At 71.0% G+C, this 21,871-nt stretch carries 23 protein-coding genes; 15 read left to right on the forward strand and 8 right to left on the reverse strand.

Annotated elements, in window-relative coordinates:
- Positions 1-60 precede the first annotated feature (60 nt).
- Both QSK18_RS23265 and QSK18_RS23270 read left to right on the forward strand, forming a co-directional pair.
- Positions 61-1,377, forward strand: coding sequence for a mechanosensitive ion channel family protein (locus QSK18_RS23265; RefSeq protein ID WP_285623274.1), 1,317 nt, complete (start codon positions 61-63; stop codon positions 1,375-1,377).
- A gap of 15 nt (positions 1,378-1,392) precedes the next feature.
- Positions 1,393-2,073: a helix-turn-helix domain-containing protein gene (locus tag QSK18_RS23270; RefSeq protein WP_285623277.1), complete on the forward strand. Its 681-nt coding sequence runs from the start codon at positions 1,393-1,395 to the stop codon at positions 2,071-2,073.
- Here the strand turns inward: QSK18_RS23270 and QSK18_RS23275 are convergent.
- Genes QSK18_RS23275 through QSK18_RS23285 form a run of 3 tightly spaced genes read right to left on the reverse strand, consistent with a single transcriptional unit; the run spans position 2,066 to position 4,113 of the window.
- The gene (locus QSK18_RS23275) at positions 2,066-2,467 is read right to left on the reverse strand and encodes a VOC family protein (RefSeq protein WP_232809943.1); all 402 of its coding nucleotides are present in this window, start codon (positions 2,465-2,467) and stop codon (positions 2,066-2,068) included. The genes QSK18_RS23270 and QSK18_RS23275 overlap by 8 nt on opposite strands.
- A gap of 57 nt (positions 2,468-2,524) precedes the next feature.
- Positions 2,525-3,328 carry an ABC transporter permease gene (locus tag QSK18_RS23280; protein ID WP_285623284.1) on the reverse strand — a complete coding sequence of 268 codons (804 nt, stop codon included), beginning with the start codon at positions 3,326-3,328 and terminating at the stop codon, positions 2,525-2,527.
- On the reverse strand, positions 3,328-4,113 hold the full coding sequence (locus QSK18_RS23285) for an ABC transporter ATP-binding protein (RefSeq protein WP_232809941.1): 786 nt from the start codon (positions 4,111-4,113) through the stop codon (positions 3,328-3,330). The genes QSK18_RS23280 and QSK18_RS23285 overlap by 1 nt, the downstream gene beginning before the upstream one ends.
- A gap of 71 nt (positions 4,114-4,184) precedes the next feature.
- Here QSK18_RS23285 and QSK18_RS23290 point away from each other — a divergent pair, with 71 nt between their 5' ends.
- On the forward strand, positions 4,185-4,943 hold the full coding sequence (locus tag QSK18_RS23290) for a TetR/AcrR family transcriptional regulator (protein WP_232809940.1): 759 nt from the start codon (positions 4,185-4,187) through the stop codon (positions 4,941-4,943).
- Between the two features lie 14 nt (positions 4,944-4,957).
- Positions 4,958-5,362 carry a globin gene (locus QSK18_RS23295; protein ID WP_232809939.1) on the forward strand — a complete coding sequence of 135 codons (405 nt, stop codon included), beginning with the start codon at positions 4,958-4,960 and terminating at the stop codon, positions 5,360-5,362.
- 20 nt (positions 5,363-5,382) lie between these two features.
- Here the strand turns inward: QSK18_RS23295 and QSK18_RS23300 are convergent, their stop codons facing one another.
- The 4 genes from QSK18_RS23300 to QSK18_RS23315 all read right to left on the reverse strand — a co-directional run bounded on the left by QSK18_RS23300 (position 5,383) and on the right by QSK18_RS23315 (position 8,861).
- Positions 5,383-6,102, reverse strand: a complete 720-nt coding sequence (locus QSK18_RS23300) for a DUF8185 domain-containing protein (protein WP_285623291.1) — start codon at positions 6,100-6,102, stop codon at positions 5,383-5,385.
- Positions 6,099-6,569, reverse strand: coding sequence for an acyl-CoA thioesterase (locus QSK18_RS23305; RefSeq protein WP_285623302.1), 471 nt, complete (start codon positions 6,567-6,569; stop codon positions 6,099-6,101). The genes QSK18_RS23300 and QSK18_RS23305 overlap by 4 nt, the downstream gene beginning before the upstream one ends.
- Before the next feature lie 202 nt (positions 6,570-6,771).
- Positions 6,772-7,890 carry a zinc-binding dehydrogenase gene (locus QSK18_RS23310; protein WP_285623305.1) on the reverse strand — a complete coding sequence of 373 codons (1,119 nt, stop codon included), beginning with the start codon at positions 7,888-7,890 and terminating at the stop codon, positions 6,772-6,774.
- Between the two features lie 125 nt (positions 7,891-8,015).
- Complete coding sequence (locus QSK18_RS23315) at positions 8,016-8,861, reverse strand: SDR family oxidoreductase (RefSeq protein WP_232809935.1); 846 nt, start codon at positions 8,859-8,861, stop codon at positions 8,016-8,018.
- 85 nt (positions 8,862-8,946) lie between these two features.
- Here QSK18_RS23315 and QSK18_RS23320 point away from each other — a divergent pair, with 85 nt between their 5' ends.
- The 5 genes from QSK18_RS23320 to QSK18_RS23340 all read left to right on the forward strand — a co-directional run bounded on the left by QSK18_RS23320 (position 8,947) and on the right by QSK18_RS23340 (position 13,126).
- Positions 8,947-9,630 carry a TetR/AcrR family transcriptional regulator gene (locus tag QSK18_RS23320; protein WP_232809934.1) on the forward strand — a complete coding sequence of 228 codons (684 nt, stop codon included), beginning with the start codon at positions 8,947-8,949 and terminating at the stop codon, positions 9,628-9,630.
- Positions 9,627-10,562, forward strand: coding sequence for an acyl-CoA thioesterase (locus QSK18_RS23325; protein WP_232809933.1), 936 nt, complete (start codon positions 9,627-9,629; stop codon positions 10,560-10,562). The genes QSK18_RS23320 and QSK18_RS23325 overlap by 4 nt, the downstream gene beginning before the upstream one ends.
- On the forward strand, positions 10,559-11,308 hold the full coding sequence (locus QSK18_RS23330) for an ABC transporter permease (RefSeq protein ID WP_232809932.1): 750 nt from the start codon (positions 10,559-10,561) through the stop codon (positions 11,306-11,308). The genes QSK18_RS23325 and QSK18_RS23330 overlap by 4 nt, the downstream gene beginning before the upstream one ends.
- A gap of 56 nt (positions 11,309-11,364) precedes the next feature.
- A complete protein-coding gene (locus QSK18_RS23335; protein WP_285623321.1) occupies positions 11,365-11,973 on the forward strand; it encodes a hypothetical protein in 609 nt (202 codons plus the stop codon).
- Between the two features lie 172 nt (positions 11,974-12,145).
- The gene (locus QSK18_RS23340; RefSeq protein ID WP_285623324.1) at positions 12,146-13,126 is read left to right on the forward strand and encodes a lysylphosphatidylglycerol synthase transmembrane domain-containing protein; all 981 of its coding nucleotides are present in this window, start codon (positions 12,146-12,148) and stop codon (positions 13,124-13,126) included.
- Positions 13,127-13,210: 84 nt separating this feature from the next.
- Here the strand turns inward: QSK18_RS23340 and ettA are convergent, their stop codons facing one another.
- Entirely contained in the window at positions 13,211-14,893 is a 1,683-nt protein-coding gene (gene ettA / locus QSK18_RS23345; protein ID WP_285623326.1) for an energy-dependent translational throttle protein EttA, read from the reverse strand.
- A 153-nt stretch (positions 14,894-15,046) separates the two neighbouring features.
- Between ettA and QSK18_RS23350 the strand changes: the two genes are divergently transcribed.
- From QSK18_RS23350 to QSK18_RS23375, 6 genes are all read left to right on the forward strand, one after another.
- The gene (locus QSK18_RS23350) at positions 15,047-15,559 is read left to right on the forward strand and encodes a DUF2505 family protein (protein WP_232809928.1); all 513 of its coding nucleotides are present in this window, start codon (positions 15,047-15,049) and stop codon (positions 15,557-15,559) included.
- Positions 15,560-15,630: 71 nt separating this feature from the next.
- Positions 15,631-17,304 carry a glycoside hydrolase family 13 protein gene (locus QSK18_RS23355; RefSeq protein ID WP_285623335.1) on the forward strand — a complete coding sequence of 558 codons (1,674 nt, stop codon included), beginning with the start codon at positions 15,631-15,633 and terminating at the stop codon, positions 17,302-17,304.
- A 605-nt stretch (positions 17,305-17,909) separates the two neighbouring features.
- Positions 17,910-19,181, forward strand: coding sequence for a precorrin-6y C5,15-methyltransferase (decarboxylating) subunit CbiE (gene cbiE / locus QSK18_RS23360; protein ID WP_285623338.1), 1,272 nt, complete (start codon positions 17,910-17,912; stop codon positions 19,179-19,181).
- On the forward strand, positions 19,178-19,921 hold the full coding sequence (gene cobM, locus QSK18_RS23365) for a precorrin-4 C(11)-methyltransferase (RefSeq protein WP_232809925.1): 744 nt from the start codon (positions 19,178-19,180) through the stop codon (positions 19,919-19,921). Before cbiE ends, cobM begins: the two co-directional genes overlap by 4 nt.
- A complete protein-coding gene (gene cobF / locus QSK18_RS23370; protein ID WP_232809924.1) occupies positions 19,921-20,691 on the forward strand; it encodes a precorrin-6A synthase (deacetylating) in 771 nt (256 codons plus the stop codon). Before cobM ends, cobF begins: the two co-directional genes overlap by 1 nt.
- Positions 20,691-21,434, forward strand: a complete 744-nt coding sequence (locus tag QSK18_RS23375) for a cobalt-precorrin-6A reductase (protein WP_232809923.1) — start codon at positions 20,691-20,693, stop codon at positions 21,432-21,434. The genes cobF and QSK18_RS23375 overlap by 1 nt, the downstream gene beginning before the upstream one ends.
- Positions 21,435-21,871 lie beyond the last annotated feature (437 nt).

Below are 21,871 nucleotides of genomic sequence, written 5' to 3' on the forward strand. Positions count from 1 at the left end.
TCCCGAATTCTCCGGAAGCGGGTTTCACCGTCGAGGGTTGCCGCCGCTAGCCTCGGCCGAATGTTCGCCGCTCCACTCGCCGCCGCCTCCGCCCACCTGGGCGCTCTGGTTGCCACGACGACGCCTACCCCGGTCCCGAGCGGTACCGGGGATCCGTCGGCCACCCCGAGCGCCACCGCTACCGCCACCCCGTCCCCCTCACCCACCGGTTCCTCGCTCAGCGAGATCACCGGTGGCCTGCTGAACGCAGCCCAGCAGGGGGCGGCCAGCCAGACGTGCGACCGTGACGACTTCTCGATCTGCGGTGTCACCCTGCGCCTGACCGGCAACGACCGGCTCGGCCAGTGGCTGGACTTCCTGATCGGCGGGCCGCTGCGGGTGGCCTTCATCATCCTGATCGGCTGGCTGGTCCGGAAGATCGTGCACCGGCTGATCGGCCGGCTGTCCGACCGGATCGCGGCCGGCACCACCGCCCCCGGCCAGAGCACCACCGGCGAGGCCGCGGCCGAACATCCTCAGGACGCGGAGGTGCGCCGGGCCGCCCCACCGCCGGTCACCCGCCGCCTGGCCCGGGCCAAGACCCTGGCCCAGGTGCTGCGCAGCATCACCTCGGTGATCATCTTCATCGTCACCGGGCTGACCGTGCTGGGCGAACTCGGCATCAACATCGCACCGCTGCTGGCCGGCGTCAGTGTGATCGGCGTGGCGCTGGGCCTGGGCGCGCAGAGCGTGGTGCGCGACATCCTGGCCGGCATGTTCATGATCCTCGAGGACCAGTACGGCGTGGGTGACTCGGTGAACGTGGGCGAGGCCAGCGGCGTGGTCGAGGCGGTGGGCCTGCGGGTGACCCAGCTGCGCGACATCAACGGCACGGTCTGGTACGTCCGCAACGGCGAGATCCTGTCGGTGGGCAACTCCTCGCAGGGCTGGTCGCGCGCGGTGATCGACGTGAACGTGGGCTTCGAGGAGGACATCGACCGGGTCGAGGAGATCCTCGAGGACATCGCCCTGGACCTGCGGGCCGACCCGCGCTTCGCCGACGTGATCATGGAGGACCCGGAGGTCTGGGGCGTCGAGACGGTGACCCAGGACAGCGTGGTGGTGCGGATGGTGATCAAGACCTATCCGGACCAGGCCCCGCCGGTGGGCCGCGAGATGCGCCGCCGGATCCGGGTGCGCTTCGCCCGCGAGGGCATCTGGCAGCACTCCACCACCCGCACGATGATCGTCAACCAGGGCGAGGCCGTGCCCTCCAGCCGCCCGGACTACGGCAGCGCCGAGGCCACCACCCCGGCCCCGCCGTCCGACGCGGGCAGCCCGACCGCCGGCGATTCCAGCTCCAAGCGGCATCCGGAGGAGCGCGAGCTCGGGCGTTAACTACGCTGAACTGCCATGACGTACGCCGAGCGACCCGCCGCCCGGGCCGGCGTAGTGCTCTGGCGCAGCAGTGCCCCCGCAGAACCGGCCAGGCAGCCGTCCCTGATCCTTCCGGACGGCTGCCTGGATCTGCTTTGGGACGGGAAGACCCTGCGCGTCGCCGGCCCCGACACCAAGGCCCACCTGCACGTACCCCGCGGCGACGAGAACTTCGTGGCACTGAGGTTCGCCGCCGCAACGGGCCCGGCCGCGCTGGGGATCTCGGCCGCCGAGGTGGTCGACCAGTACGTACCACTGGCTGATCTCTGGGGCACGCGACGCGCCTGGCTGCTGGAAGAACAGATCGCCCAGGGCGGAGCAGCAGCACTGGAGCAGTGGCTTCTCACCGCCCCCGCCCCGGCCGACCCCCTGGGCGGCAACGTCTTCCGCATGGCCCAGACCGGCCTGCCAGTGGCGGAAATGGCCGAGCACACCGGTTTCAGCGCCCGCCAGCTACAGCGCCGCAGCAAGGAACTGTTCGGCTACGGCCCCGGCCACCTGCTGCGGGTACTACGCCTGCAACGAGCCCTGGCCCGCGCCCGCGCCGGACAGCCCCTGGCCGGGGTGGCCGCCGACGCGGGCTACTGCGATCAGGCTCATCTCTCCCGCGAGGTGCGGGCCCTCACCGGCCGTACCCCGGGCGAACTGGTCAGCTGAGAGCCGCGAACAGGTCCACCTGGTTGCCGTCCGGATCGCGGACCACCGCATAACGCTGGCCCCACACCGCGTCCCACGGTTTCAGCTGCCCCTCGTACCCCGCGTCCAGCATCGTCTTGAAGGCCTCGTCCACCTCGGCCGGCGAGGCCGCCTCGAAGGCGATCGCCGACTGGGTGGCGCCCCGCTCCGGTCGCTTCCAGTCCGGCTCGAACGAGCGGATCGTCTCCTCGGTGTCGAAGGCGAGCTGAACCCCGCCCCCGATGTCGGCCTGGACGTGCGGCTGGGCCCCGGCCTCGTCCGGGTGCGGCAGGTCCAGGCCGAGCAGCCGGTAGAAGGTCAGGCTGGCCGCCATGTCCGAGACCACGAGTTCGATGACTGCGAGTCGTAGCTTCATGACCTCGACGCTACGACCGCCGGGCCACGCCCGTCTTGGATCCTTCGGACACCACGCCTACTGCCCGATGCGACGGTAGGCGCGCACCCCCAGCGTCGCGAACACCATCACCAGCACCACCTGGCTGACCAGGGCGTAGGGCAGGGAGTGGGTGGCGGCCCAGCCCACTCCCTCGATCTCCTGACCGGTGAACAGCTCCCGGGCCGAGGTCGCCACCGCCGACACCGGGTTCAGCTCGGCCAGCCAGCCCAGCCAGGTGGGCATGGTGCGCGGGTCGATGAACACCGTGGAGAGGAACCCGACCGGCCAAACCAGGATCTGCACCCCCATCAGCGCCTCCGGCGAGCCCGCCTTCACCCCCAGGAAGACCCCCAGCCAGAGCACCGAGAACCGCAGGGTGAGCAGCAGACCGTAGGCCGCGAGCGCGGGCAGGAGCCCGTTCTCCCAGCGCCAGCCCAGGGCGAACCCGGCCAGGCTGAGCGCCGCCAGCTCGACCACCGACGTCATCAGGTCGGCCAGCACCCGGCCCAGCAGCACCGACCCGCCGGAGATGGGCAGCGAGCGGAAGCGGTCGGTCACCGTCTTCGTGGCGTCCGAGGCGAGGGCCGTCATCGTCGCCTCGATGCCGAACATCATGTTCAGCGCCAGCACCCCGGGCAGGACGAAGACGAAGTAGTCGGCGGTGCTGCCCGCCACCGCGCCGCCGAACAACGCCCCCATCATCAGCAGGAGCATCACCGGGAAGAGCAGGGCCACGGCGAACTGGCCGGGCTGCGCCCGCCAGTGCAGCACCGTGCGCCCGGCGATCACCACGGACTCGCGCAGCAGACTGGTGGAGCCGAAAGCGGTTGCCGTGCTCATCAGTTCATCACCCCCAACTGGTTCCCGGCGTCGTGCAGGTGCAGGTACACGTCTTCCAGAGTGGGCTCGCGCAGTTCCCACTTCGGCTCCCCCACCAGCTGTTTCAGGTCCGACGGGGTGCCCCGGGCGATCACCTTCCCCTCCTTCAGGATCACCACGTCGTCGGCCAGCGAGTCGGCCTCCTCGAGATACTGCGTGGTGAGCAGGATCGCCACCCCCTGCTCGGCCATGGCCCGCAACTGCGCCCACAGGTCCCGCCGGGCGTGCGGATCCACCCCGGTGGTCGGCTCGTCCACGAAAAGCACCTGGGGCGTGGTGATCATCGAGGTGGCCAGGTCCATCCGGCGGCGCAGGCCACCGGACAGCTTGCCCACCACCCGGTCACCCACGTCGCTCAGGCCGGCCCGCTCCAGCAGCCCGGCCGCGTGCTCGCGGGCCTCGGTCCGGCTCATCCCGGCCAGCTTCGAGAACAGTTCCAGGTTCTGCCGCCCGGTGAGCACCTCGTCGAGCGCGGCGTACTGCCCCACCAGCCCGATCGATGCGCGGACCTGACCGCCCTGGGTGGCCACGTCGTACCCGGCCACCCGCACCTCCCCCTCGTCCGCCACCAACAGCGTGGTGAGGATCCGGATCATCGTCGTCTTACCGGCCCCGTTCGCCCCCAGCAATGCGCACACCCGCCCGGCCCGGACGGTGAGATCCACCCCGTCCAGCGCCGGCCGTTCGGCCTTGGGGAACTGCTTGCGCACTCCCCGCGCCTCGATCCGGACTTCCGACTCGGTCATCCCCAACCCCTTTCGGTCCGATCCAACGTACATTGTAATTTACAACGTAAGCAAGCCCTTAGGATCATCCCATGGCGAAGCGAGCGGAGCGGAAGGGTGACCCGGTCAAGCTGATCGGCCTGCTCTGGCGCCCCACCGTGGGCAGCGGGCGGTCCGGGCTCACCCCCAAGCGGATCACCGACGCCGCCATCCGCCTGGCCGACGCCGAAGGGCTCGACGCGATCACCCTGCGGCGGGTGGCGGAAGAGCTGGGGGTAAGCGCGATGACGCTGTACCCCTACATCGCGGGCCGGCCCGAGCTGATCGAGCTGATGTTCGACGCGGTGGCCGGTGAGGTCTACGCCGGTATCGAAAGGCCCGCCCAGAAGGCCGACTGGCGCGACCGGGTCCGGCACATGGCCACCGCCAACTGGGAGCACCACCTGCGCCACCCCTGGACGGTGGAGGTGCGGGCCGGTCGGCCGATGCCCGGGCCGGGGGTCACCGGGAAGTACGAGACCGAGCTGACCGCGCTCGACGGCATCGGGCTGACCGATCTCGAGATGGAGTACACGCTCACCTCGCTGCTGGCCACGGTGTCGGCCCTGGCCCGCGAGGAGATCGAGCTGGAGCGCCGGCGGCGTGAGACCGAGCAGAGCGACCTGGACTGGTGGACGGAGGTGTCACCGCTGCTGGCGAAGGTGATGAGCGACCACGACTACCCGGTGGCCGGGCGGGTCGGCAACTCGCTGGGCGAGAGCACTAACCAGTACGCCGATCCGCAGGGGGCCCTGCGGCACACCACCGACCTGATCCTGTCCGGCCTGGCGGCACTGCTCCAGGGCCGATAGGCGACACTGGGGGCATGGCGGAACCGGAGAGCCCCAGCACCACGAACGTGACCTTCTACGAGGCGGTCGGCGGGCGGGAGACGTTCGCGAAGCTGGTTCACACGTTCTACCAGGGCATCGCCCAGGACCCGGTGCTGCGCCCGATGTACCCCGACGAGGACCTGGGCCCGGCCGAGCAGCGCATGCTGATGTTCCTCGAGCAGTACTGGGGCGGCCCGACCACCTACAGCGAGCAGCGCGGCCACCCCCGGCTGCGCATGCGGCACATGCCCTTCCAGGTCAACTCCGACGCCCGCGACCGGTGGCTCAAGCACATGCGCGCCGGGGTGGACAGCCTCGACCTGCCGCCTGCCTACGAGTCGATGCTCTGGGACTACCTGGAGCGGGCCGCCTTCAGCCTGCAGAACACCCCGGACTGACCTGCTGGGCGCGAGACCCCTCAGGACCCCAGGAGCGAAGCCGTCCGGGCCAGCACGTGCCCGCGGGTGGTGCTCAGCCGCCACCACGGCCCCGCCGAGTGGAGCGTTGACGCGTCTTCAATTTCCGGCGAAGCCTCCACCGAAGCCGCGCGGCCCAGGAATCCGAACGTCTCGGCCGCGAAGGCGACCCCGGCGGGCACCGCCGGACCTTGGGAACCCAGCAACGAGCGTCCCCAGACAAGCCCGCGAAGCCGAGCCACTGCCGCGGATCCCGACCCGCTCGGCACCCCCGCCGCGACCTCCTCGATCCCCGCGCGCGCAGCGTCGCGCAGCAGAGCCAGCGGCACCATGCCCTCGAGGTTCCAGCCCGAACGCGGCGGCGCCACCCCCGCCCAGCTGGCGTTGGTGGCCGTGGTGGGTGGGACCGGCAGCTCGATCGGCCTGCCCACGCTGCGCGGGGTGGGCCGGGCGCCGGCCATCAACCGGTCGATCCGCGCGAACCGGTCGCTGAGCGCGCTCAGCGGCACCGTGGCGTCCAGTTCGGTGGGCTCGGCCAGCGACAGCACCCGCAGGGCGAGCACCGTCGGCCCGCCCCCGCCGTGCAGGGCGCAGGCGTACATGGCCAGCACCTCGCCCGCGCCGACCAGGCGGATCGCCCCGCCCTCGTCGATCTGCCGGGCGCGGCCGACGAACGTGCGCAGATCGGAAAGGGTGGCCAGATCAGGCAGCAGCAGGTTCATCGGGGGGCCGCCGCCTTCTCCCGCCGCCGACGCCAGCGGATCGGTTCGTCCAGCCACTCCAGCAGTTTCTTGCGTTCCAGCTCGGCCAGGCGCCGGGGCCTCTGGGCGGCCAGGTCGAAGGCGAACAGCGTGGTCTCGGCCCGGGCGTAGACCACCGGCGGCCCCTCGGGCCCCTCTTCCAGCACCTCGTAGCCCAGTTCGAAGTCGGAGGCCCCGATCCGGGTCACCCACAGGTCGATCGCGACCGGAGCGGCCCGCCAGGTCAGGGGCACGAAGTACTCGATCTCCTGCCGGGCCACCAGCAGCCCGGTGCCGGCCCCGGCCGAGAGCCCGCCCTCCAGGAAGTCCGGCTCGAGCGCGGACACCCGGGCCTCTTCCAGCAGGCGCAGCAGCATCACGTTGTTGACGTGGCCGTACACATCGCTGTCCGACCAGCGCAACGGGACCATTTCTCGGTGGCGAGGCACCCGTCCATCGTCCCTCATCGGCCCGAGTGGCCTGGGTCACACGAAATTGGTGGTCAAGGGGCGCGCCGGGTGACCGATGCAATGACAGCACCCCGGACCGGGTGCCGGGAAGGAGGAGGGGCCTGGCCGGCGCCGGTCCGTGGGTTGCGAAGACCCTTCAGAACATCAGAACGATGGACGACGGCCCGCCTGGGTGGGCGGGTCACCCCGAGGCATCGTCCCCGACCGAGCCCGACACCGAGCCCGACACAGAGCTCGACACCGACACGGCCAGGCGGCCGTGGGTGGACATCTCGGCCAGCCGGGTGATCCCCAGCGGCGCCTGCCCGAACGGCAGCGTCTCGGTCAGCTGCGGGCGCAGCGCCCCGGCGTCCAGCAGCGCGATCAGGTCGGCGTGGGCCCGCTGCACCAGCTCGGGCTCCCGTTCGCGGTAGAGCGCGGAGTTGACGCCCAGCACGGTGAAGTTGGCCGCCCGCACCTGCTCCGGCGCCACCGGGACGGCCTGCTGCGAGGCGAAACCGGCCACCACGATCCGGCCCTCGAAACCGACCAGCCGCCCGGCCTGCTCGAACGTCGGCCCACCGACCGGGTCGAAGACCACCTGCACGCCCTTGCCACCGGTCAGCTCGCGCACCGCGGCCTCGACGTCCTGACGGCTGCGGTCCAGCACCACCTGAGCGCCCAGCCCCCGGACCAGCTTGAACTTCTCCTCCGACCCGACCACCGCGACCACCTTGGCGCCCGCCGCCAGGGCCAGCTGCACCGCCGCGCTGCCCAGGCCGCCCGCCGCCCCGTAGACCAGCACCCACTCGCCCACGTGCACCGAGGCCCGGCGATAGAGCCCCAGCCAGGCGGTCAGGTACGCGATGTGGAAGACCGCCGCGGGTTCGTCGTCCAGCGCGGTGGGGGCGGGGAACACGTCCTGGTCCCGGGCCAGCGCGAACTGGGCCAGCGAACCGCTGGGCAGCGTGGTCTGCCCAACGACCCGCTCGCCCAGCCGGTACTGCGACACACCCGCCCCGACCCCGACGATCTCCCCGCACAGCTCCAGCCCCGGGGTGAAGGGCGGTGGCGGAGCCTGCAGCGAAAGGCCCTGCGCCAGAGCGGCGTCGGTGAGGCCCAGGCCCGCCGCACCGACCTGGACCAGAACCTGCCCGGGGCCGGGTGAGGGCACCGGAACCTCTTCCAGCCGCATCACCGCCGCCGGTTCCCCGGCCGCCGTGACCCGCCAGGCCGGCATGGTGCGGCCGGTACCGCCGGAGGTCTCGGCCAGGGTCTCGGTCCGGGTCTCGGTCAGGGTCGTCGACGCCTCGGTGCTCATCAGATCCTCCGGTCGCACAAGACCCCGGCTGCTGTCCGGGATCGACCGGAACACACTGAACCGCCCGGCTACCCGCCGGGTCAACTGCCCCGGCGGGTAGCGAGCGGCTACTTCGGCCCAGGCCTCTAGCCCAGGCCTCCGGCCAGACCCACGCCGCCGTCGAGGGTCAGCGTCTGCCCGGTGATCCACGAGGCGTCGTCGCTGGCCAGGAACGCCACCGCGGCCGCCACGTCGTCCGGGTGCCCGAGCCGGCCCAGCGGGTACCCCTCGATCACCCGGTCCTCGCGGCCCTCGTACAGCGCCTCGGCGAACTGCGTCTTGACCACGGCCGGAGCCACTGCGTTGACCCGGATCCGGGGCGCCAGTTCCAGCGCCAGCTGCGAGGTGACGTGGATCAGCGCCGCCTTGCTGGCCCCGTACACCCCGATGCCGGGCGACGGCCGCAGCCCGGCGATCGAGGCCACGTTGACGATCGCGGCGCCCTCCCGCGAGCCCAGCCCCAGCTTGCTCACCTCGTCGGTCCACGACAGCGCCGCGATCACGTTCACGTCGAAGACCTTGGCCGCCGCCCCGGCGTCGACGCTGCTGGTCGGGCCGTAGACCGGGTTGATGCCGGTGTTGTTGACCAGCACGTCGAGCCGGCCGAAGGTCTCCATGGTGCGCCGCACCGCCTCGGAACGGTGCTCGGCGTCGTCGGCCCGGCCCGCCACGCCCACCGCGACCTCCGGGCCGCCCAGCTGCTCGACCGCCTCCTCCAGAGGGCCGGCCTTGCGGGCGGTGACGCACACCCGGGCCCCCTCGGCGATCAGGCGCCGGGCGATGGCCAGGCCGATACCCCGGCTGGCCCCGGTGACCACCGCAACCCGGCCCTGGAACCGGCGGCTGGCCAGCCCCTCCGGAGCCGGTTCGGACTGACTGGACTGTTCGGACTGCCTCTTGCCGTGAAGTTCCGTCTCCTCGTCGAGACGCATCTGCCCCTCCTCGTCCGGTGAGTGCATCCTCGCGCTCGGAACCAGTGTGCCTTGACTGAGCGCTCGTTCATGACATGCTCCCGCCATGGCGACCCGCTCGGCGATGAGCTGGACGGACGACGAAGGCGGCCCGGACCGGGCCGGGGACTCCTCCCAGCGGCTGGTCCAGGCCGCGATCGAGGCCTTCGCCGACCGGGGCTTCCACGCCACCACCACTCGTGACATCGCCACCCGGGTCGGGCTCAGCCCGGCCGCGCTCTACGTCCACTTCCCCTCCAAGCAGGCCCTGCTGGCCGAGATCAGCGTGGTCGGCCACGAGGCGGCCCTCGACCTGGTCGAGCGTTCGGTCGCCGGGCCGCCCACCCCGCTGGCCCGGCTCCAGTCGGTGATCCGGGCGTTCACCGCCTGGCACGCCGAGCGGCACCGGGTGGCCCGGGTGGTGCAGCACGAGCTGACCGCCCTGGCCGAGGCGGACCGGCGGCGGGTACTCGGGATCCGCCGGCAGATCGAGGCCGTGGTGGAGGCCCAGCTCAGCGCCGGCAACGCGAGTGGTGAGATGGACGTGCCCGACACCCGGGCGGTGGCCCGGGCCCTGCTCTCGCTGAGCGTCGACGTGGCCCGCTGGTACGACCCCCGGGGCAGCCGCAGCGCCGCGCAGATCGGGGAGCTGTACGCCGACCTGGCCACCCGCATGGTGAGCGCGCCGGCCGTCGGCGGGGCAGCATCACCAGCAGCATCAGCAGGTCAGCACGAAGGAGAACCGAAGTGACGAGCAGAGACCGGGCGCGCGACGCACTGGCGGCGATCACCGGCGTGGACGCCGAGAGCCCGGTGGCCGAGGCCGGGACGGTCGCCACCACCGACCTGGTGGCCAAGCTCGACGTGCAGCCCGACGGGGAGGACCGTTTCCTCGGCCACAACTTCCACTCCCCCAACGGCCGGATCTTCGGTGGCCAGGTGCTGGCCCAGTCGCTGGCCGCGGCGGCCAAGACGGTCGAGGCCGACCGCCCGCCGCACTCCTTCCACGGTTACTTCCTGCGTCCGGGTGATCCGCAGGTGCCGATCGAGCTGGCGGTGGAGCGGCTGCGCGACGGCCGCTCGTTCAGCGCCCGCCGGGTCCAGGCGGTGCAGCACGGCAAGCCGATCCTGTCGATGATCGCCTCGTTCCAGACCGCCGCCGAGGGTCTGGACCACCAGTCCCCGATGCCCGAGGTGCCCCGCCCGGACGAGGTGCCCTCGTTCCGCGAGCGCCTGGCCGAGGCCGGGCACAGCGTCCGCGGCCTCGGGCCCCTCCTGGCCTCCCAGCCGTTCGAGCTGCGCCACGTCCAGAGCCCGCTGTTCCTCGGCCCGGGCCCGGAGAAGACCGCCGAGCAGGCGGTCTGGATCCGGCCCACCGGCCCGCTGCCGCCCGGCCCGCTGCTGCACGCCGTGGTGCTGGCCTACGTCAGCGACTACACCGTGCTCGAGCCGACCCTGCGTGCCCACGGCCTGGCCTGGGCCACCCCGGGCATGAAGACGGCCAGCCTCGACCACGCCATGTGGTTCCACCGCCCGGCCCGCTTCGACGACTGGCACCTGTTCGTCGAGGAGAGCCCCTCCGCGTCCGGCGCCCGCGGGCTGGGCCTGGCCCGGATCTACGCCCTGGACGGCACGCTGGTGGCCACCCTCGGACAGGAAGGCATGTTCCGGGTGCCGGAGTGACGCTGTTCCACCCCGATGTCCGGCTGGCCGTCGGGGTGGCCGTCCTGATCGGCCTGACCTGGCTGGTGCTGCGGATCGCCCAGGTCCCGCTGGGCTGGGGCCCGGCCTGGGCGGTGATCCGGGGCGCTGCCCAGCTGGCCCTGGTCGGGCTGGCCCTGCGCGGGGTCTTCGACGCCCCGCCCTTCGTGGTGCTGGCCCTGGCGGTGATGCTGACCATCGCCGTACGCACCGCCGCGGGCCGGATCAAGGCCCTGCCCCACGCCCTGCCCGCCGCAGCCCTGGCCTGCACCACCGCCGCCGTCGGCACCCTGACCGTGATCTTCGCCCTGGGCATGCTCGAGCTCTCCGCCCGCTACCTGGTGGCCCTGGGCGGCATCGTGATCGGCGGCACCATGCTGGCCGCCACCCTCACCGGCCGCCGGCTGGCCGCGGGCCTGGAGTCCGAGCGCGACGAGATCGAGGGTCTGCTCGCCCTCGGCGCCACCCCGCGCCAGGCCACCGCCCGGATCTGCCGGCGCAGTGTGGCCGAGGCGATGATGCCGGTGATCGACCAGACCCGGACCACCGGCCTGGTCACCCTGCCCGGCGCCTTCATCGGCGCCCTGCTGGGCGGGGCCGACCCGATGGACGCCGCCCGCTTCCAGCTGGTCGTGCTGGTGGCGCTGATCAACGCCCAGGCGATCAGCGGCGTCATCATCGCCCACCGGCTCGGCGCACCCGCACAGCTCCCGACCCCGACGGGGTGAGGTGGGTGTGAGGCGCCCCCACTAGGATTTGGGGCACTTCGCACAAGGGAGAACCGATGTCGCGCACCGAGGAAATCAGCTCAGACGTCAAAGCGGTGAGTGCGGCGGCCGACGAGGCGCGCAACCGCGCCGAGGAGGCCCTGGAGTACGCCCGCGGCGAGATCGACCTGGCCCACGAGCACGGCTGGGACGGGGTGGGCCAGTCGATCAGCATCGCCGGGGAGGCCCTGGAGAAGATCGTCGAGGAGCTGGCCGGCAGCGGTGACGTCTTCGAGAACGCCGCCCGGACCCTCGACGTGATCAGCGAGCGGATGAGCCACAACGAGGTCGCCGAGCAGCTCGGTCTGGCCCGCGCCGAGCTGGACACCGGTCGTGACACCTTCCTGGGCACCGCCGAGCTGATCAACGAGGCCCTGACCGGCGCCGAGCAGGCCGAGCACCAGGCCCTCGGCACCCGGCTGAACAACCTGCGCGAAGAGGTGGAGAAGCTCTCCGAGCAGCTCCAGCAGCACTGCGCCGAGATCGACTCCGAGCAGGAGCAGGCCCAGAAGATGGGCCAGCAGGAGGGCGAGGCGGAGAGCCGCAAGCGCGACGAGAACGAGGAGAAGAACGACAACGACGAGCCCAAGGACGACGGTGGCGGCTCTTCGGGCAAGCCGGCCTGACCGAAAAGGCGGCCTGACCGAAAAGGCGGGTTGACCGAAAGGGCAGGCCTACTCCGGTTCGTCCCTGATTCGTCCCTGAACTGCAACCGTTGTTTTCCCGCTGCTCAGCGCGCTGTGCGAAGGTGGCAGCGTGTCCCTGCCCACCGATGTCCCAGCCGCACAGCCTGATTCTGTGCCGGAGGAGCCAGTGCCCGCTCCCGCCGATCCGGACGCCCGCCAGCGGGGCCGGGGCGCCCTGATCGGCCGGGTGGTCCTCGGGGTGGCCTCGGTCGTGGCCGTCTACCTGCTGGTCCAGCGGGTCGACTTCGCCGACCTGTGGCAGCGGCTGCGCGACACCGACCCGGTCTGGCTGAGCGTGGCGCTGCTGTTCTCGATCCTGCCGGTGGTCGGCAGCGCGGCCGGGTTCCTGGCCTTCTCCCCCGGCCGGATCCCCTTCGGCCAGATCACCCTGGTCCAGCTGGCCACCTCGTTCGTCAACCTGATCACTCCGGCCAGTGCCGGCGGGCTGGCGCTGAACGTGCGCTACCTGACCCGCAAGGACGTCCCGGTGGCGGTGGCGGTGGCCGTGGTCGGACTCGTCCAGACCATGTCGGTGCTGGTCACCGCGGTCGCCATCACACTGCTGCTGGCCCTGTCCGGCCGCAATATGTCCGACGCCCCGCACGTGCCCTGGCTGGCTGTGGCCATCGTCGCCGGGGTGGTGCTGGCTGCAGCGTTGTTGCTGCGGTTCTGGCCGTGGGGGCGGGCCCTTTTCGTGAAACACGTGGTGCAGCCGTTCCGTGAGGCCGGCCCCGAACTCCGGCACATCGTGACCAGCAAGAAGCGGCTCGCCCTGGCTGTGGTGGGGCACCTGGCTGTGACCCTGGGCTTCGTTGCGGTGCTCGCGGCCTCGCTGGCCGCCTTCGACCAGAGCGCTCCATTGATCCTGATGGCTGTGGTGGTGATCGGGGGCTCGGCCATTGCCGGGACAGTGCCGGTGCCCGGAGGTATCGGGGCCGCCGAGACCGCCCTGTTCCTCGGCCTCACAGCAATCCAGGTGGACGAATCCGCCGCCCTTTCGGCCGCCCTGCTCTTCCGCGTGGTCACCTTCTGGATCCGGGTGCCGATCGGCTGGGTCGCCCTGGTCGTGCTGCGGCGGCAGAACGCGGTCTGAGAATCCCGACAAACAACGGACGCCCTCGGCCACCTTTTCGGTGACCAAGGGCGTCCGTTGTTTTGGCTCTTCGGCTCTGAAAGATCAGTCGCGCGTGAGCTTGCGGTGCGTGACCCGGTGCGGGCGCGCCGCGTCCTCACCCAGACGCTCGATCTTGTTCTTCTCGTACGACTCGAAGTTACCCTCGAACCAGTACCAGTTCGCCGGGTCCTCCTCGGTGCCCTCATAGGCCAGGATGTGCGTGGTCACCCGGTCGAGGAACCACCGGTCGTGGGAGATGACCACGGCGCAGCCGGGGAACTCCAGCAGGGCGTTCTCCAGCGAGCCCAGCGTCTCCACGTCGAGGTCGTTGGTCGGCTCATCGAGCAGCAGCAGGTTGCCCCCCTGCTTCAGGGTCAGCGCCAGGTTCAGCCGGTTGCGCTCACCACCGGACAGCACGCCCGTGGGCTTCTGCTGGTCCGGGCCCTTGAAGCCGAAGGCCGCCACGTAGGCCCGCGAGGGCATCTCGACCTGGCCGACCTTGATGTGGTCGAGGCCGTCGGAGACCGTCTCCCACAGCGTCTTCTTCGGGTCGAGCCCGCCGCGGTTCTGGTCGACGTACGAGATCGAGACGGTGTCGCCGACCCGGACCTCGCCGTCGCTCGGCTGCTCCAGCCCGACGATGGTCTTGAACAGCGTGGTCTTACCCACACCGTTCGGGCCGATCACGCCGACGATGCCGTTGCGCGGCAGGGTGAACGACAGGTCCTTGATCAGGTCGCGCTCACCGAACGCCTTGTGCAGCTTGTTGACCTCGATGACCTGCGAACCCAGCCGCGGGCCGGGCGGGATCTGGATCTCCTCGAAGTCGAGCTTGCGGGTCCGCTCGGCCTCGGCCGCCATCTCCTCGTAGCGGGCCAGACGCGCCTTGCTCTTGGTCTGCCGGCCCTTGGCGTTCTGCCGCACCCAGTCGAGCTCGTCGGCCAGCCGCTTGGCCAGCTTGGCGTCCTTCTTGCCCTGGACCGCCAGACGCTGCTGCTTCTTCTCCAGGTAGGTGGAGTAGTTGCCCTCGTAGGGGTAGGCCCGGCCGCGGTCGAGCTCGAGGATCCACTCGGCCACGTTGTCCAGGAAGTACCGGTCGTGGGTGACGGCCAGCACGGCGCCCTTGTACGAGGCCAGGAACTGCTCCAGCCAGTGGACGCTCTCGGCATCCAGGTGGTTGGTGGGCTCGTCGAGCAGCAGCAGGTCGGGGGCCGACAGCAGCAGCTTGCACAGGGCCACCCGGCGGCGCTCACCACCGGAGAGCACGCTCACGTCGGCGTCGCCCGGGGGGCAGCGCAGCGCGTCCATCGCCTGCTCGAGCTGGGCGTCGAGGTCCCAGGCGTCGGCGGCGTCGAGCGCCTCCTGCAGCTCGCCCATCTCGGCCAGCAGCTTGTCGTAGTCGGCGTCAGGGCTGGCCATCTCTTCCGAGATGGCGTTGAACCGGTCGAGCTTGGCCTTGATCTCGCCGACCCCCTCCTCGACGTTGCCGAGGACGGTCTTCGACTCGTTCAGCTCCGGTTCCTGCATCAGGATGCCGACCGTCGCCTCGGGATCCAGCCGCACGTCACCGTTGGACGGCTGGTCGATCCCGGCCATGATCTTGAGCACGCTGGACTTACCGGCCCCGTTCGGCCCGACCACGCCGATCTTGGCGCCGGGCAGGAACGACAGCGTCACGTCATCGAGGATGACCTTGTCGCCGTGCGCCTTCCGGGCCTTCCGCATGGTGTAGATGTACTCAGCCACGCACCACAGGCTATCCCAGCCCGAGCCTTCCCCCGTCCGCCCACACGCTCACCCGCCGTGGACCGGCCTGCCGATCTGGCAGGGTGGCGACGTCGGTCGTCCCATGAATCCGGATCATGTCCTAGAGTCCGGCAGCGAGGAGGACACTCAGCCATGTCAGCGCAGTTCGGTCTGGACTGGGTCTACGGGGTCTCACCGCTGGTGACGTTCCGGATGATGACCCGGCTGGAACATCTCACCGAGAAGGCCCGGCAGCTCGGGTACGAGGACTTCCACGTCCTGGAGCTGAGGGAACGGGCCGGGGCCTTCCGCCAGGTCTCGGAGCGCCAGGCCTCGGACATCATGCCCGCGCGCCGCTTCTTCGGCGGCAAGTCGATGATGACCGAGTCCCTGATCTGGCAGCAGTCCGCCTGGAACGGGGCCCGGGAGGGCGAGTACACCGTCGAGCTGGCCGCCGCCCCGCAGGTCACGATCGTCGGCCAGCTGGGCCTGGAACCGGCCGGCACCGTCGGCACCCGCTTCTGGATCGCCGTCCAGCTGGAGACGCACGGCCGCCTGGGCCGCAAGGGCGGCCCCGAGGTGGCCGCCTCGCTGAGCGCCCGGCTCGAGGAGGAGCACCAGTTCCGGCTGCAGTGGCTGGAACGACAGGTGCCGTACGGGATGTGACGGCCGGGTGTGACAGCCAAAATGTGACGGCCAAAATGTGACGGCGGGTGGGCGCCGGTAGCTTCGGAACCGTGACCAGCGCAGACCTCACCGATGAGCCCGTTGCCCGCCAGCAAGCCGCCGACTGGTACCGCTCCGCCGTCACCTACCAGCTGTACATCCGGTCGTTCGCCGACTCCGACGGCGACGGCCTGGGCGACATCGGCGGCATCCGGTCCCGGCTGCCCTACCTCGCCTCGCTCGGGGTGGACGCGATCTGGATCAACCCCTGGTACCCCTCCCCCCAGGCCGATGCCGGCTACGACGTGGCCGACTACCGCAACATCCACGCCCCCTTCGGCGATCTGCAGCAGGCCCGCGCGCTGATCGAGGAGGCGCACGCGGCCGGGCTGAAGGTCCTGCTCGACGTGGTGCCCAACCACACCTCCGACGAACACCCCTGGTTCACCGCCGCCCTGGCCTCACCCCCGGGCTCACCCGAGCGCGACCGGTTCGTGTTCCGGCCCGGCTCCGGACCGGACGGCGACGAGCCCCCCAACGACTGGCAGTCCGTCTTCGGCGGGCCGGCCTGGCACCGGGTCGAGGGCGGGGAGTGGTACCTGCACCTGTTCGACGTGAAGCAGCCCGACCTGAACTGGGACAACCCCGAGGTCCGGGCCGAGTTCGAGAGCGTCCTGCGGTTCTGGTTCGACCTCGGCGCCGACGGTTTCCGGATCGACGTGGCGCACGGCCTGATCAAGGATCCGGCGCTGCCCAGCCTGAACCTCAGCCAGCAGCAGATCCTCGCCCGCGTGAAGGTTCCCGACCACCCCTACTGGGACCGGCCGGGTGTGCTCGACGTCTGGCAGGAGTGGCGTGCGGTCGGCGACTCCTACGACCCGCCCAAGGTGTTCGTGGCCGAGGCCTGGGTGGAGAGCTCCGCCCGGCTGGCCGAGTACCTGCGGCCCGAGCGCCTGCACACCGCCTTCGACTTCGAGCTGATGCGCGCCCGCTGGCACGCGAAGGAACTGCGCGAGACGGCCCGCATCTCGCTCGAGGCCCACGACTCGGTCGGCGCGCCGGTGATGTGGACGCTCTCCAACCACGACGTCACCCGCCACGTCACCCGGCTCGGCCGGCCCCAGCAGCGCACCTCCGGCAGCAACGCCCCGGAGTTCCCCCAGGGCGAGACCGACGTCGCGCTCGGCACCCGCCGGGCCCGGGCGGCCATCCTTTATGCACTCGCACTGCCCGGCGGCGTCTATCTCTACCAGGGCGAGGAACTAGGTCTGCCCGAGGTCGAGGACCTGCCCGAGGAAGTGCTGCAGGATCCGACCTGGGAGCGCTCGGGCCACACCGAGCGCGGTCGCGACGGCTGCCGGGTTCCGCTCCCCTGGCAGCGGGGTGGGCCTTCTCTCGGATTTGGGGACGCTCTTGGCTGGCTTCCCCAGCCGGCCTCCTGGGGTGAGTTGTCGGTCGAGGCGCAAGAGGGTGATCCCGGCTCGATGCTCGCGCTCTACCGCGAGGCCCTCCGGCTGCGCCGTGAGCTGCCCCAACTCGGCCACGACGGCGGGCCGCTGGTCTGGACCGGCGAAGAGGATCAGGTGCTCGGTCTGGCCCGGGGCAACGGGTTCGTGTGCGTGCTCAACACCGGTGCAGTTGCGGTCCCGCTGCCGCCCGGCAGGGTTGTCCTGTCGAGTTCACCCCTCGAGGGTGAGCTGCTGCCGCCCGACGCGGCGGCGTGGATCCTGGCCGACCAGGACTAGACCAGGACTAGACCAGGACTAGACCAGGACTCATCAGGACTGGCCCAGGGATCGCCGACTCGATCGCAGGAAAGGGGTGAACCATGACCGTTCTGGACGAGACGACCGTTCTCGATCCGGACAGTACGCTCCCCCAGAAGCGAACACTGTCCCAGCCAGACACGCAGCAGACTCTGCCCCCGGCCGAGCCCGACCCACCGCTCGAGCCACCCAGCCCGGGCGGGCCGGGGCCGGCGCCCGCTCCTCCCATCCCCACCCCGGACATCCCGGGGCCGGGAACGGACCCGGCGCCACCGCCGCCGGGCCGTCCGGAGCCTGCCTTTCAGGTGTGAGTAAGGCTGCCTTCCAGGTGTGAGTAGCGCTGGACCGAGCCGCGGCGAGGAAGAGCCGGGCCGTTCTCCACCTTGTCTGCCCCAGACGGTTCACTTGCTCATGGCGGCGGGCGAGGCGGATGGATCCGGACGGCCGATCGAGCGCCTTGGCCGTAGGGAGGGTCCAGAGCCGACTCAGGTGCCCCTGGCGTCGAGACCGACGCCGGGGGCACTGCCGGTTTGCAGACCGCCCGAGCGCAAGCCCCCGAGACCGCCTCAACTAGGGTGGAGCCCGTGTCCGCCGCTCCACCCTCCTCCCCTGAACGCCTCGTCGTCGCGGGCATCGGCGCAGACGGCTGGCCCGGCCTGTCCCCTGCCACCCGCGAAGCCCTAAGCCAGGCCGACGTTGTGTTCGGCGGTGATCGCCAGCTCGCCCTGCTGCCTCCCGAGGTCACTGCCCGGCAGGTGCCCTGGCCCAGCCCCCTGCTGCGCGCCCTGCCGTTGCTGCTGGTCAAGACCCCCGGCGCTCACAAGGTGGTGCTGGCCAGCGGCGACCCCACCTTCTTCGGCATCGCGACAACCATCGCCCGCGTGGCCCCCGGCTTCGACCTGACCGTCCTGCCGCACCCCTCCAGCGTCTCCCTGGCCTGTGCCCGCATGGGCTGGGCCCAGCAGGACGTCGAGGTGATCAGCCTGGTCGGGCGTCCGGCCGCCACCCTGCAGCCGAGCATCTCCCCGGCCCGCCGGCTGCTTGTCCTGGTGCCCGGCGAGGAGTCTCCGGCGGTGGTCGCGGATCTGCTGCGCAAGCGCGGTTTCGGCCCCAGCGAACTCACTGCCCTGGGCAACCTCGGTGCGCAGGACGAGTTCCGTGTCACCGCAACAGCCGACGAGTGGCCGAGCGAAGGTTTTCCCGCGCACGCTCCGTCCGGCTCCAAGGCCCTCTGCGTGCTCGCCGTCGTCTGCTGCCCCGGCACTGCACCACTCAGGCTGTCGCGCACCCCCGGACTCCCCGACGAGGCATACGAGAACGACGGGCAGCTCACCAAGCGCCACGTCCGTGCGGTCACGCTCTCCACCCTGGCCCCCGAGCCCGGCGAACTGCTTTGGGACGTCGGTGGCGGCGCGGGCAGCATCGGCATCGAGTGGCTGCGTACGCACCCCTCCTGCCGGGCCGTCAGCATCGAGCGCGACCCTCAGCGGGCCCAGCGCATCGCCCGCAATGCCGAGCTGCTGGGCGTCCCCCATTTGGAAGTGAGAACCGGTGAGGCGCCCGCCGAACTGACCGGAATACCCACCCCCGACGCGATTTTCGTAGGTGGCGGGCTCACCGCCCCCGGACTGCTCGAGCACTGCTGGGAAGCACTGGCGCCCGGCGGGCGGATGGTCGTGAACGTGACCACCCTCGAATCGGAAATGCTGCTGGCGCAGGCCAGATCACAGTACGGCGGCGTCCTCGCCAAGATCGAGATCGCCAAGGCCACGGCCATCGGGCGATTCACCGGCTGGCGGCCCGCTATGCCGGTCACCCAGTGGAGCGCCTGGAAGGCAGTGGAAGCAGCGACATGACGGTCTTTTTCATCGGCGCCGGCCCGGGCGCCGCCGACCTTCTGACCATCCGCGGGCTGCGGATCCTGCAGAAGGCCCCGGTCTGCCTCTACGCGGGTTCCCTGGTCCCGGAAGAGCTGCTGGCCGACTGCCCGCCCGGAGCAAGGCTTGTCGACACCGCGAACCTCGATCTGGACCTGATCGTGGCCGAACTGCACCAGGCCCACGAGCGCGGCGAAGACGTGGCCCGGCTGCACTCCGGCGACCCCTCGGTGTTCAGTGCCGTCGCCGAGCAGATGCGACGCCTCGACCAGCTCAAGGTGCCGTACGAAATCGTGCCCGGCGTGCCTGCCTTCGCCGCAGCCGCAGCCGCCCTCAAACGCGAGCTCACCGTTCCCGGCGTGGGCCAGTCGGTCATCCTCACCCGGATCGCCCGCCGCGCCACTGCCATGCCCGCCGGACAGGAACTCGAAGCCCTGGCCGAGAGCCGTTCCACCCTGGTGCTTCATCTGGCCGTCCAGGAGATCGACAGCGTGGTCAGCACGCTGAGCCCGATCTACGGCCAGGACGGCCCCGTTGCCGTGGTCGCCCGGGCCAGCCGCAACGACGAGCAGATCCTGCGCGGCACCCTGGCCACGATCGCCGATCAGGTGCACGCGGCCGGGATCAGACGCACCGCGGTCATCGTGGTCGGCCCCGTCCTGACCGCCGGCGACTTCCCCGACAGCCACCTCTACTCGAGTGAAAGGTGCCGCGCCTAATGCGGAAAGTACTGCTCATCGGGGTCGGGGCCGGCGACCCCGACTACGTCACCGTCCAGGCCATCAAGGCCCTGAACACGGTGGACGTGTTCTTCCTGATCGACAAGGGCAGCGCCAAGGACGACCTGATCCAGCTGCGCCGCGAGATCTGCGAGCGCCACATCAGCGGAACCTCGGGCACCGACTACCGTTTCGTCCAGGCCACCGACCCCGAGCGCGACCGCACCGCCGCCGCCTACGGCGAGGCGGTGAAGGACTGGCACCACCGACGCGCCGAGATCTTCGAGCGGATGATCGCCGAAGAACTCGAGGAGGACGGCGTCGGCGCCATTCTCGTCTGGGGCGACCCCTCGCTCTACGACGGAACCATCCGCATCGTCGAGGAACTGACCGCCCGCGGCAACGTCGCCTTCAAGTGGGACGTCATTCCCGGAGTAAGCAGCCTGCACGCCCTCACCGCCCGCCACCGCATCCCGCTGAACCGGATCGGCGAGCCCATCCACATCACCCCGGGGCGACTGCTCGCCGAGGGAATGCCCGCCGGGCAGGACAACGTGGTGGTCATGCTCGACGGCGAGTGCGCCTTCACCCAGGTCACCGACCCCGACGTGGACATCTTCTGGGGCGCCTACCTGGGCACCAGGGACGAGATGCTCTTCTCCGGCCCGGTGACGGAGGTCGGCCCGCAGATCGTTCAGGCTCGCGCCGAGGCCCGGGAACGCAAGGGCTGGGTCATGGACACCTACCTGTTGCGGCGGCGCAGGGCCTGATGAAGGTCCTGATTCTGGGCGGCACCGGCGAAGGTCGCCTGCTGGCCTCAGAATTGATGACGGGTGGCCTCTCGGTGGTCTCGTCGCTCGCGGGACGCGTTTCGTCGCCTCGGCTTCCAGTGGGCGATCTTCGCGTAGGAGGGTTCGGCGGGGCGGCCGGGCTGGCCGAGTATCTACGGACCGAGGGAATCTTCGCCGTAGTCGACGCAACCCACCCCTTCGCCGAACGCATCACGGCCAACGCGGCCGCCGCCTGCCGCACCACCGAGACCCCTCTGCTCGTCCTGCACCGACCCGCCTGGCACCCCGCCCCGGGCGACAACTGGACTCTCACGCCGGACATCCCCGCAGCCGCAGCCCAGATAGCCCCCCTCCCCCCACACACCAACGTCCTCGTCACCACCGGCCGCCAAGAGACCTCCGCCTTCGCCGGCCTCCCCCAGCGGTTCATCATGCGGGCCGTGGAACGGCCGGACGGCGAACTACCGGACCACTGCGAGATCCTGCTCGATCGTGGCCCTTTCACCCTGGAAGGCGAGCGGAGACTCTTCGCCGCCAAGGACGTCCACAAGCTCGTGACCAAGAACAGCGGCGGACCGATGACGGCGGCCAAGCTCACCGCGGCCCGTGAGCGGGGCATCGAAGTAATCATGGTTCAGCGCCCGGCCCTGCCGGAGTCGGTGGAGACCGTGGACGACGTGGGCGCGGCGGTCGCATGGCTGGCACGGCTCGGGGCCAACTGAGGGGACGGAATTCAGCGGTACGCAGTGGCATGTAAGGGCATGTCGCGGCGAGGCCGGGCGTCAGGCAAGGCGTCAGGCAAGGCGTCAGGCGGTGGGGCATCGAGCAGGGCGTCTTCGCCGCGGTGCGGATGCTCAGCAACGGCAGGCGGCGCATCCCACCCCTGTGGCTGCTGGTTACCGGTCCAGGCAGGGCGTCAGGCGGAGCATCGGGCAGGGCGCCTTCGCCGCGGTGCGGATGCTCAGCAACGGCGGGCGGCGCACCCCCACCCTGTGGCTGCTGGTCATCGGTCCAGGCAGGGCGTCAGGCAGGCCATCAAGCGGCGGGGCATCAGACGGCGGGGCATCAGGCAAGGCGCCTTCGCCGCGGCGCGGATACTCATCGTCGGCGAGCGGCGCACCCTCACCCCGTGGCTGCTGGTCACCGATCCAGGCAGGGC

The sequence above is a fragment of the Kineosporia sp. NBRC 101677 genome (assembly GCF_030269265.1).
Lineage (GTDB): Bacteria > Actinomycetota > Actinomycetes > Actinomycetales > Kineosporiaceae > Kineosporia > Kineosporia rhizophila.